This is a genomic window from Streptomyces sp. MAR4 CNX-425, assembly GCF_048656465.1.
GTDB lineage: Bacteria > Actinomycetota > Actinomycetes > Streptomycetales > Streptomycetaceae > Streptomyces.
The window spans coordinates 245181-256757 of the sequence record NZ_JBMDLF010000013.1 but is presented as its reverse complement, the minus strand read 5'-3'; the positions used below and the strand labels follow the sequence as shown (position 1 = coordinate 256757).

Genomic DNA, 11577 nt, shown 5'->3' with positions numbered 1-11577 from the left:
TTCCCGGTGTCGGGGTGGGTGGTGTCCTGGGGGCACCCCCCGGGCCACCCCATCGCTCAATCGTGCGGCCCTCCGTCCGGCGTCAAGGGCGTCCCCTCCGCTTCGCTCCGGGAGCGTCGCTGCGCGATGGGGCTGCGCCCCACCCTTGACCCCGGACTCCGGCCCGTGAACAGACCGGCAGCTATGAGGTGGCCCGGGGGGAGCGGGCACCCAGGGACCGGACCCACGCATGCAGACCCCCGCGACGGGGGGGGACACCCGAGCCAGACCCCAGCTCGACCGCCGCCACGGCCGGTCGCCGGGGGGCGGCCCCCCGGGGTGCCGGGCCCCCCGGCACGCCGTCGCACCCCGGGGACGGGGGACGAACCCCGGGCGGCGGGCCCGGCCCGCTCCCGGGCACCTCCCCGGCCCGGGGACGGACCCCCCCCGGCAGCGAGCCCGCCCCAACCGCCGTCACACCCTGTCGACGGGGGACGGACCCCGGGCACCGGGCCGCCCCACTCGCCGTCGCGCCGCAGCGGACGGGGGACGGACCCCGGGCGGCGGGTCCGGCCCGCTTCCGGACACTCCCCCGGCCCGGGGACGGACCCCCGGCAGCGAGCCCGGCCCCCGCAGACGCGCCCCGCGATGGGGCCCGCCCACCGGCGGCGGCGGGGAGCGCGGGCCGGGCCGGTGGACGGGGTAGGCGCCGGGACGACGCGACACCGGGGAGGCAACCCGGCCCCCGCACCCGGGCGCCACCGGCGGACGCCACAAGGGCCGGGGCGTGCAGCGGATGCCGCTGCACGCCGACGCACGAAAGTCCCGGCACGTGGGCGATTCGCCCCACTTCACGAGGAGCGTTACCGAACGTTCGGCACCTTCACGTGCACCCCGGCCCACAGGGAGCATGGCACGCCCCTCAGCCCCGGCACGTGCACGCCGATGCGCGAAAGTCGAAGCGCGTGGGCGATTCGCCCCACTTCGCGGAGGGGGTTACCGGGAGTTCTGCGCCTTCACGTGCACCCCAGCCGGTCAGGCTCGCGTCCCACACCCCTGGGCCCGGCCACGTGCACGCCTACGCGCAAAAGTCGAGGCACGTGGTCGATTTACCCCGCTTCGCGGGGGAGGTGTTACCGCGAGTTCATCGCCCCCCGTGCACCCGGACCGGTCAGGGCAGCGCCCCACGCCCCCTCCCCCCGGCCACGCGCACGTCGACGGGCGAAAGTCGGGGCGCGTGGATGATTTGTGCCGGTTCGTGGCGGGAGTTGCCACCGATTCCGCCCACCGACACGCACCCGCCCGGCCTCGCCCCCGGGACGGACCGGGCGGCACGCGAGGGCCCAACCGCCGTCCACCCCGACCCATCGCCGACCACTCCCAACGCCGGTCACCCGGGCGGAACCGGCCAGGCGTCGAAGTGGGCCCCAATGCTCCACACCCACGTCGCCGCACCACACCCCCACCCCGACGCCCACCCACCACAAGACCCGGCCCACCCCACGCCCCCGCCCACCCAGGGCCCGGGCCCAGGCCCGGCCCCGGGCCTGCATGAGGGGCCGCCGGCTTGCCGGCGGCCCCTCCCCCTCAGCCGCGTGTCAGTCCGTCGTCAGGCAAATGCCGTCCGGAGACGGCGTCAGGCTGCGGGTGGCGTACGGGACCGGCGGCGTGAAGGTGTCGCCGGGGCCGACGCCCGTGTTGTACGTACCGCCGATGCAGTACGGAATCTTCGTGCTGTTGACCACGGCCGTCGTCCTCACGGCCGGGTCGAACGTATGGCGGTTGCCCTCGGGGACGAGGGTGACGACGCCGAGGTCGTGGTGGACGCACACGTACCCGGTGGCGCAGACCGGCAGAGGGCCGGGGTCGTCGGTGGCCGGGGCGGCGGCGGCCGTGGCCGTGGTGCCGAGGGCGGCGGCCAGGGTGAGGGTGGCCAGGGCGGCGGATAACCGTCTTCTTCGCATGCTGCGGCGCTCCTTCGCGTCCGTATCCCGTGACGGGATGGATGTATGTCGGCGTACAGACAACTGCGGGCGGTCGCCCGTGGCCAGCGCAGTACCAGCCATTTGAACCTCACTCACGCCCGACACCCCCCAGAGCACGAACGTGCCCACCTCAGAGTGGTTCTGAGCGGCGGGGGCCGGTCGTGAGGGCCGCTGAGTCCCGTACAGGTACCGTCACTTCTCCGCTTCTCCTGGTCAAAGAAAGGCAGAAATCCATCATTCCAGCAGCCCCCGGATGCGGGAAAATGAGACGCGCAAGCTGACGTTCCCAACAGGCCGGGAAGCGATCCTCGATGCCCGAGGAGGAGTCCTTCTGTGGAGGTCCCCTTACCGCGAACAGCGTCCGGGCTCGACGGGCCCGCGCTCGACGGGACTGTGTTCGCAGGGTGCCGCGTCGTCGTGACCGGAGCCGCCGGATTCATCGGTTCCCATCTCTGTGAACGGCTTCTCCGGCTGGGTGCCCTCGTGGTCGGGATCGACAACCTCTCGACCGGCCGGACCGTCAACCTGACTGCCCTCGTCAGCAGTCCGCGTTTCGAGTTGATCACCCACGACGTGACACTGCCGTACCGCCTGGACGGCGTCGTCGACTACGTGCTGCATCTGGCGTCGCCGGCCTCGCCACGGGATTACGCCGAACTGCCGTTGATGACACTCAAGACCGGTGCCCTGGGTACGCTCCATTTCCTGGAGCTGGCCGATGCGAAGCAGGCACGTTTCGTGCTCGCCTCGACGTCCGAGGTGTACGGGGACCCGTCGGAGCATCCGCAACGGGAGAGCTACCGCGGCAACGTCAACCCGGTCGGCCCGCGCAGCGTCTACGACGAGGCGAAGCGATATGCGGAGGCACTGACAGCGTCCTTCCGCCGCGACAACGGCACCGACACCGCCATCACACGGATCTTCAACACCTACGGGCCGCGTATGCGGCCGCGCGACGGCCGCGCCGTCCCAGCGTTCATCAGCCAGGCGCTTGCCGGACTGCCCCTCACCGTCTACGGGGATGGCTCCCAGACCCGCTCCCTGTGCTACGTCGCCGACACGGTCAACGGTCTTCTCGCCCTGGCCGCCAGCGATCACCCAGGCCCCGTGAACATCGGCAACACCGACGAGATCACGATGCTGGATTTGGCCCGGCGCATCCGCGATCTATGTGGCTCGCCGTCGTCGATCGAGTCGGGGGAACTCCCCGTCGACGACCCGCGCCGCCGCTGCCCCGACATCACCCTGGCCCGCAGCCTGCTGTCCTGGACGCCCCGCGTCGGCCTCACCGAGGGGCTGCGCCGCACCATCCCCTGGATGGCATCGGCAGGAGCAGGAGCAGGAACAACCGCTTCGGGCTGACGTCTCTTCAGGTCCAGGTCCGGTCCTCACGTCCAGGCCCGGGCAAGGCCGAGGACGATGCGTTCGAGGCGTTCCGCGCTGGTGCCGATGTTCACGCGGACCGAGGTGTCGTAGCCCGGGATGCGGGTGCCACCGGGGGCTGTGCCGGGGGGCGGGCCGTACGCCGTCCCGGCGTCGAGGAGGACCGATCCCTTGTGGAGGGCGGCGGCCGCCGGGTCCGGCTGGCCGGGCGGCTCCACCCAGGCGAGGTACGTGGCCTCGCCCGGATGCCAGGTCACGTGGGGCATGTGAGAGGCCAGGAGCCGGCCAAACTGCTCGCGACGTTGGTGCAGGTAGGCGACGAGTCCGGTACGCCAGGGGTCGCCGTCGCGGTAGGCAGCTACGGCCGCGGCCACACCGAGCGAGGAGACGCCGCGGTTTGCGGCCCGCGGCAAGGCCCGGAGTCCGGCCGCCTCCGCCGCTGATCCGGTGATGACCTGCGCGCACTTGAGGCCCGGGATGTTCCACGCCTTCGAGGCGGCAATGACGGTGATGTGGCGGTCGGGGTCGATCGTGGCGTACGGGACGTGGACGGCGCCGGGCAGGACCAGCGGAGCGTGAATCTCGTCGCTGACCACCCGGGCCCCGTACCGGTCGGCCGCCTGCCGGAGGGCGGTGAGTTCGGCTCGGGACCAGCTGCGGCCGAGGGGGTTGTGCGGATTGGTCAGCAGAATGGTGCGCGCGCCAGCGGCCAGCTCGGCCTCGACCACGTCAAGATCGAGAACGTACCGGTCGCCGTCGAGAGAGCACGGCACGCCCACGATTTGTCGGCCGACCCGGGGAAGGGCGGCAACGAACGGCGGGTAGCACGGGACCGGTACGACGACCGGCGCGTCTGCGCACAGGGCCTCGATCGCCAGTGCCACACCGACGACGGCGTCACCGGCAAGGACGACGTTACCGGGCTCGGCTCGCCAGCCGAAGTTCCGGTGAAGCCACCCGCTCAGAGCTTCAGGGAGGGCGCTGCCGGTGAGGGTGGGGTAGCCGACCAGGCCGGCTTCGACCGCCTCCCGCAGGGCCGCGACGATGACAGGAGCCGGTGCGACGTCCATCTCGGCGAGCCAGGCAGGGATAGCGTCCGGAGGGCAGTCGCGCCACTTCTTGTCGCCGCGGCGGCGCAGATCGTCGTCGGTGAGGTCGAAGTCCGGCAACTGCTCGGCGACGGCTTCCATGATTTCGACCCTACCCATTGTCCGCGGCATCTACCGGGACCGCCGGCCACCTCCCGACAGCGGCCCGGCATGCCGGCGCCGGGCGTCGGCGGTGAGGTGGTCGGCCGCGCGGGCGGCGTTGAGGGCGGTGGTGGTGGCCTTGGTGGTGAACGCGAGGCTGACACAGTCGCGGCTCGGTATGCGGACACCCATGTTCCGGCGTACCCGGGAGTCGGCCACGCTGTTCACGGCAATCGCGATGCGCGGCTGCCGCACGACGGCGTCCCGCAGGACCGGATACGCGATCTCGGCAGCTCGGGCCACCAGGTGCCGTGCCCGGTCGGTGTCGGCTTCGGCGGGTTGCGCGACGCGGTCGAGCCAGTCGGCCGGCACGCTGTACTGGGGTGACAGCTCGGTCAGCTCCAGGTGCGACAGCGGCGGGTGATAGACGAGGCCGTGCCCTGCGCCCAGTGGTGCGTCCATCGCCCCGAATTCGCCCTCCAGCATCAGCCGTGTCGGCGCAGGGAAGGGGCGCGGCTGCCGGTACTCGACATCGGCGATCAGCCGCAGCGCGACATGCACCCGATCCGGCGCGAAACCGTCGTCAGCCACCCCGCGCGCCAGCGCGAAACCCCTGACGTGGTTGGCGAAGGCGACCTGGGACGAGTCGAAGGTCCGCTCTCCGGCCTCGGTGACGGCCTCCACCCGGAACTGCCCGCGCCCGCGCCGGACGACCCGGCGGACGTTGTGTCCGACGCGTACGTCGACGCCCGTGCGGTGAAGCATCCGCGTGATCGTGGAGACGAGGACGTCGGGTTGCACCCCGCGCTGCGGTGTCACGAACCCGCAGTCCACGTTGACCACGTCGGCGTACTCGTCCGGGTCGAGCCGCCGCCAGAACTCGCCGACCGGACAGATGTCCTGCTCCAGGCTCGGATCCTGACGGACCATCTGCTCGTACTCGATCTGAAGGTGCCGTAGTAGCGCGGCATAGCGCTGCCCATCCAGCCCGGCCGCCGCGCTACCTGCGGCGATGAGCATGTGGGTCCGGGGCTTCGTCACCGCCTCGGCGGGCAGCACCCGTTGGATGGCCGCGAGCCCGTGCAGGCAGTCGACGGCGCTGCGCAGGTCGAAGGGGTACTCGCCACCGGCATGGATCTCGGTCACCACGCGCGGCCCGACACCGCAGGTCTCCGGGAGCCGTTCCAGCAGCAGCACCTCCCCGTACCCCCGTCGACGCAGTTCCACGGCCAGGAAGCATCCGCCGAGACCCGCACCGATGACGATGGCCGTCTCGGAGGCAAGGTCGCCACGATCGAGTGTGTCGTCATGGTCCTCGATGGCAGTCTCCTTTCCGTCCAGCTCCGGTGGTCAGCGCTGCTCCGGTAATCGGCCGCTACCCGCCGACTGCCTCGGCAAGGGCGACAGCGGTGTGAATGGCCGAGTTGACCGGTGCGTCGATGCCATGCGCGGCGGCGAGTTCGACGATCGCGCCGTTCAGCGACGCCACCTCGGTGGCTCGCCCAGCGAGCAGGTCCCTCAGCATCGACGATGTCGCCCCCTCCTGCGCGCCGCGATACGCCTCGGTGCGTGTCAGCACCGCCTCCTCCGTGGCGGCGACCCCGATCGCCCGGGCAACCGCGACGGCTTCCGCGACGCAACGCCGGTAAAGGAGCATCGCCGCCTCGTCGCGCAGGATCGGGCCGATCGGTGTCCGGCACAGGGCGGTCATCCCGGAGAACGCGACGATGAACGCGAACTTCGACCACTGATCCCGCAGGATGTCCGTGGAGGCGGTGGCGTCGACTCCCGCCGATCGCAGCTCCGCCTCGATGTCCCGCAGCACCTCCCTGTCGGGATGCTCGGGATCACCATAGATCAGGGTCCGTGGCCCCCCGGACTGCCGGATCCGACCGGGCGCGACGCGCGCGGACACGATGTGCGCGAACCCGGGGAACACCTGTGCACCGGGCAGCGCAGCCCGTAGCACATCGTCGTTGCCGATCCCGTTCTGCACCGAGATCACCACCGTGCCGTCACCGACCGCAGGCGCGATCCCAGCGGCTGCAGTGGTGTTGTCGTACGTCTTCACACAGAACAGGACCACGTCGTACGGCTGTCCTCCCGTCACCGCGCCAAGGGCCCGCACCCTGGGGACGTGGTACGCACCGTCCACCGTCTCCAGATGCAACCCGTCGCTTCGGAGTGCAGCGAGATGCCCGCCTCGGGCGAGGAACGTGACGTCCATCCCCGCATGCGCAAGCAGACCCCCGAAATAGCCTCCGATGCCCCCCGCACCGACGACAAGCCACCGTCGCATCATCCGTTCACTCCCATTTACCTATCATTCCGGTCGCGCATCCGGCTGCCGTGGCACTGATCGCGGCACCGGCTCCCGAGCGATGCCGTGCGCCACCATCTGGCTGTACGCATAGCCGAACTTACTGAAGAAGACGAGGGGTTGGTGCGCCAACGGCCGAGTCGTGTCGACCGGGAAGCCGTGCGACAGGTGGCACGCCGCGATGAACGGGCTCAGTTCCCACCAGTAGTACGGCAGGATCCGATCGAAGATCGCCAGTCCCTCGGCATCGATCAGACCCCGTTGGAAACCCACCCCCATCTCGGCGAACAACATCGACACCGCATGCAACCGGTTGTACAGCCGCACCGAATCGAGGTCTTCACGACGGCAGATCTGCCTGAACCGCTCCACCCGTTGGTCCATCGGCAGATCGCGCATTCCGGAAAGACAGATGTCGACGGAGTCCCTGGTCTCCATGAAGTCGGGCGCCGAGTAACGGGCCATGTACTCGACGATCAAGGTTGCGGCGATCGTTTTATCGGTCTGCCATTTCGCAACCCTCCGAACGGCATAGAAGCCCCCGATCGTTGCCAGTAACGCCCCTAACGCGGCACTCGCCAACTCAGTCATCAGACCGCTCTCAGAAGGAAGCCGGACCAGCGTAGGGCGGAACGAGGGATCCCGGCACCGGGGTTTTCGGACAGCCCGGCCGGCCATCGGGCGGCGGCGCCGGCCGGCTGCCCGGGACAGCCCCCAGTCCGGCGGCTCAGTACCGACTCGTCCCACACCGCAGACCCCTGCATTCCACACCCCCTGCGGAAAAAACTCTGTGGACCGGCCCCCGTCCGGCGCGTATGCTCGCGCGTCTGCCCCCGCCTCCCCGGCCGTTTCGCCGTGCCCGGGAGTGCCGCCTGCCGGTCGGAAACCGGCGGCCCACGCCACGTCCGTGGCCGTACCGCCCGCCCGTACGAAACCGCCGCCGGAGGCTCGTCCCACCATGCCCACGCCCGCCCCCCTCGCCCACGAACGCGCCCACCTCGCCGCCTCCCGCACCGCCCTGCGCGCCATGCGCGCGGACGCCGAGGCGCTGGACATCACCGACGTGACCGCGAACTGGGTCAACGCCGAGGTGCTCCAGTCCGAGATCGACCTGCGCATCAAGGCGCTCGCCGACCTCGCCGACACCCCCCTCTTCTTCGGACGGCTCGACTACGCGCCCGGCGGGCGTCCCGGCGAGAGCTTCTACATCGGCCGCCGGCACGTGCACGACGCCGACGGCGACCCGATGGTGATCGACTGGCGGGCGCCGGTGTCGCAGCCGTTCTACCGGGCGTCGAAGAACGAGCCCATGGACGTGGCGCTGCGGCGGCGGTTCGGGTACGACCGCGGGGAGATCACGGCGTACGAGGACGAGCACCTCACCGACCCCGCCGAGGCCGCGAAGTCCAGCGCGCTGCTCCAGCGCGAGATCGAGCGGCCGCGCGTCGGCCCGATGCGCGACATCGTCGCGACGATCCAGCCCGAGCAGGACGTCATCGTCCGGGCGGAGATCGGCGGGACGGTGTGCGTGCAGGGCGCGCCGGGGACGGGGAAGACGGCGGTGGGGCTGCACCGGGTGGCGTATCTGCTGTACGCGCACCGGGAGCGGCTGGCGCGTACGGGCACGCTGGTGATCGGGCCGAACGACTCCTTCCTGCGCTACATCGAGCAGGTGCTCCCCACCCTCGGCGAGCTGGACGTGCGGCAGGCGACGGTGGCGGAGCTGGTCGCGCACGTGGAGGTGCGGGGGACGGATCCGGCGCCGGTGGCGCGGCTGAAGGGCGACGCGCGGATGGCGGAGCTGCTGCGGCGGGCGGTGCGGGCCGGGGTGACGATGCCGGTGGAGCCGGTCGTGGTGGTACGCGGGTCGCGGCGGTGGCGGGTGCCGGCGTACGAGGTGGCGGAGCTGGTACGGGAGCTGCTGGACCGCGACATCCGCTACAACGCCGCGCGCGAGGCGCTGCCGCAGCGGATCGCGCACGCCGTGCTCGTACGGATGGAGCGCGCCGGGGAGGCGCCGGACGACCGGGTGCAGGACGCGGTGGCGCGCAACCCGGCGGTCAAGGCGGCCGTGAAGGCGATCTGGCCGGCGGTGGACCCGGTGAAGCTGGTGCTGCGGCTGCTGTCGGACGCCGGGTTCCTGGCGGAGCACGCGGACGGGGTGCTCGACGCGGCGGAGCAGAAGGCGCTGCTGTGGGAGAAGGCACCGCGCGGGGTGCGGTCGGCGCGGTGGTCGGCGGCGGACGCGGTGCTGATCGACGAGGCGCGGGACGTGGTGGAGCGGACGCCGTCGCTGGGGCACGTGGTGCTGGACGAGGCGCAGGACCTGTCGCCGATGCAGTACCGGGCGGTGGGGCGGCGGTGCTCCACGGGGTCGGCGACGGTGCTGGGGGACATCGCGCAGGGCACGACGCCGTGGGCGACGGAGAGCTGGGCGGTGGCGCTCGCGCACCTGGGGAAGCCGGGGGCCGTGGTGGAGGAGCTGACGCAGGGGTTCCGGGTGCCGCGGGAGGTGATCGCGTACGCGTCGCGGCTGCTGCCGTCGATCGCGCCGGGGCTGGCGGAGGCGACGTCGATCCGCGAGTCGGCCGGTGACCTGGCGGTACGGGAGGTGGCGCGGCCGGCGCTGGACGGGGCCGTGGCGGCGGCGTGCGCGGCGGTGCTGCGGGGGCGGGAGGGTTCGGTGGGGCTGATCGCGGCGGACGGGCGGGTGGCCGCGCTGGGCGCGGCGCTGAAGGCGGCGGGGCTGGCGTATCTGGCGCCGGGCGAGGAGACGTCGGCGGGGGCGCGGCTGACGCTGGTGCCCGCGTCGCTGGCGAAGGGCCTGGAGTACGACTACGTGGTGCTGGACGACCCGGCGGCGATCGTCGCGGGGGAGCCGGACGAGCGGACGGGGCTGCGCCGCCTCTACGTGTGCCTCACGCGCGCGGTGTCGGGCCTGACCGTGCTGCACGCGGACCCGCTGCCGGTGCAGCTGGGCGCAGCGGCGGCGTAACGGCGGCACCCCCGCGGTCGCAGCCCCCGCGGCCGCGTCCCCCGCCCGCGCGGCGGCGCGCGGTCCCCCACCGCGCGCCGCCGGCGGCCGTCAGCGGACGACCGTCTGGATCTCCTTCACCGTCACGTCCTGCTCCCACACCGACAGCCCGTCCGGCAGGTCGCCGTTCTGCGGCTCCCCGTCCGGGCTCGCCGTGGGGTTCCATGTGACGTCCCACACGATCTGCGCCTCCAGCGGGTACGTCCCGTCGCCCGAGGACTTGCGGTACGTGATGTTGCAGCCGGAGCCCTCGCTGTCGACCCGGTAGCCGCCGTCCCCCGGCACCAGGTCGTACGTGCAGGAGTCCGGCTCCGCGTACTCCGTGCCCGCGTCGATGCGCAGCGAGACCGGTTCGGCGACGGTGGTGGCCGCGATGTCGACGCCGGCCTGCTCGTTGACGAGGCTGGCGGTCGTCCAGACGCGGTCCAGCGGCTCGCTGAACTCGATCTTCGTGGGGAGGTTGACCACGTTGCGGTCCTCGTTCGGCTTCAGGTCGACCGGGGGCGCCGGGAGCTTGGTCCGGTCGTACGCCAGGCCCGCGAGGATCTCCGGGTCGACGGCGTCGGCGGGCGGGTCGGGGTCGCCGGTGTCCACCCAGATCCACAGTTCGCCGATCTCGCAGGAGCGCGGCGACATCACCGGGGTGCGCTCCCACCACATGCCGTCGCGGCCCTTGTGGGCGTCGGTCTCCTCCTCCCGGTTGTCCGCGGTGTCGTGGTCGATGCCCTCCAGCGGGCCCTTGTCCTCCAGGTCTTCGTTGTGCTCGTAGAGCTCCTTGTTGGTGTAGCGGGGCTCGAACCAGCACACCGGTGGTGACCAGTCGCCGCTGGAGCTGGTCATCGGCTGTCCGCCGCCCGGGCTGTGGTACACGTACTCCACGCTGGACCCGATGTCGCCGTTGCCGGTGTCGCCGCCCGTGTCGGTGGTGCCCGTGCCGCGGTCGGCCGCCGCCGTGCCGGCGGAGGCGAGCAGCAGCCCGCAGGCCAGCGCCGCGGCGGTGGCGGTGGCGCGGGTACGGTGTGCCGTCAGGCTTCGTCGCGACATTCCTTGCTCCCCCTGGTTGCCTGGTAGTCCACGACCTTCCAGCCGTCGCCGCTCTTCTCCATCGTGGCGCGTGCGTCGATGTAGGAGTTCAGCGTGACGGGGGTCTTGTCGACCTTCCCGCTCTCGGCGTCCTTCAGGTACGCCTTGCTCTGGTCCTCGCAGTACGCGACGACGGCGCGGCCGCCCGTCAGCGAGGTGACCTCGCGGAAGTAGAAGGTGTCGAGCCCGGTGATGGTGACGCCGTCCTTGCGGTACTCGGCGAAGTCGGCCTCGAACGTGGCGGCGGCCTCGCCCGCCCAGTACCGCTCGAAGTTCTCGGTGGCCTCGGTCGCGGCGTACGCCTCCTGCTGGGCCATCAGCGCATAGCCGTGGTCCCGCAGGATCGCGTCCTTCTTCCCGTCGCCCGTGGCGTCCTCGGAGACCTCGACCTCCACGTCCGCCGGGAGGTCGAACTCCGGCGCGCCGGGCCCGTCCGGGGACGGCTCGGCGGACGGCTCCGCGCTGCCCGGCTGCGCGCCCTCGATCTCGTCGCCGGACGAGCCCCCGTCGTCACCGCCGCAACCGGTCAGCAGCAGCGCGGCCGCGGCCGCCGCGGCGGCGGCCGCCGTTCCTGCCCTACGTGCTCTCATCGTGCGGTCATTC

General features: G+C 72.0%; 9 protein-coding genes. 2 read left to right on the top strand and 7 right to left on the bottom strand.

Annotated elements, in window-relative coordinates:
- Positions 1 to 1577: 1577 nt before the first annotated feature.
- Complete coding sequence (locus ACHZ99_RS30375) at positions 1578 to 1943, bottom strand: hypothetical protein (protein WP_420308026.1); 366 nt, start codon at positions 1941 to 1943, stop codon at positions 1578 to 1580.
- A gap of 438 nt (positions 1944 to 2381) precedes the next feature.
- Between ACHZ99_RS30375 and ACHZ99_RS30370 the strand changes: the two genes are divergently transcribed.
- Complete coding sequence (locus ACHZ99_RS30370) at positions 2382 to 3326, top strand: UDP-glucuronic acid decarboxylase family protein (RefSeq protein ID WP_420308025.1); 945 nt, start codon at positions 2382 to 2384, stop codon at positions 3324 to 3326.
- A gap of 26 nt (positions 3327 to 3352) precedes the next feature.
- On the opposite strand, the gene ACHZ99_RS30365 is transcribed toward ACHZ99_RS30370, so the two are convergent.
- The 4 genes from ACHZ99_RS30365 to ACHZ99_RS30350 form a co-directional block, all read right to left on the bottom strand.
- Positions 3353 to 4537 (bottom strand): MalY/PatB family protein, encoded by a 1185-nt coding sequence (locus ACHZ99_RS30365; RefSeq protein ID WP_420308024.1) that lies wholly within the window; start codon positions 4535 to 4537, stop codon positions 3353 to 3355.
- A 30-nt stretch (positions 4538 to 4567) separates the two neighbouring features.
- The gene (locus ACHZ99_RS30360; protein WP_420308037.1) at positions 4568 to 5797 is read right to left on the bottom strand and encodes an NAD(P)-binding protein; all 1230 of its coding nucleotides are present in this window, start codon (positions 5795 to 5797) and stop codon (positions 4568 to 4570) included.
- 115 nt (positions 5798 to 5912) lie between these two features.
- On the bottom strand, positions 5913 to 6836 hold the full coding sequence (locus ACHZ99_RS30355; RefSeq protein ID WP_420308036.1) for a ketopantoate reductase family protein: 924 nt from the start codon (positions 6834 to 6836) through the stop codon (positions 5913 to 5915).
- A 24-nt stretch (positions 6837 to 6860) separates the two neighbouring features.
- Complete coding sequence (locus ACHZ99_RS30350; protein ID WP_420308023.1) at positions 6861 to 7448, bottom strand: hypothetical protein; 588 nt, start codon at positions 7446 to 7448, stop codon at positions 6861 to 6863.
- A gap of 367 nt (positions 7449 to 7815) precedes the next feature.
- Here ACHZ99_RS30350 and ACHZ99_RS30345 point away from each other — a divergent pair, with 367 nt between their 5' ends.
- On the top strand, positions 7816 to 9852 hold the full coding sequence (locus ACHZ99_RS30345; RefSeq protein WP_420308022.1) for a HelD family protein: 2037 nt from the start codon (positions 7816 to 7818) through the stop codon (positions 9850 to 9852).
- Positions 9853 to 9942: 90 nt separating this feature from the next.
- Here ACHZ99_RS30345 and ACHZ99_RS30340 read toward each other — a convergent pair whose 3' ends face one another.
- Positions 9943 to 10935, bottom strand: coding sequence for a hypothetical protein (locus ACHZ99_RS30340; protein WP_420308021.1), 993 nt, complete (start codon positions 10933 to 10935; stop codon positions 9943 to 9945).
- Positions 10917 to 11564, bottom strand: a complete 648-nt coding sequence (locus tag ACHZ99_RS30335; protein WP_420308020.1) for a hypothetical protein — start codon at positions 11562 to 11564, stop codon at positions 10917 to 10919. Before ACHZ99_RS30335 ends, ACHZ99_RS30340 begins: the two co-directional genes overlap by 19 nt.
- Between the last annotated feature and the right edge of the window lie 13 nt (positions 11565 to 11577).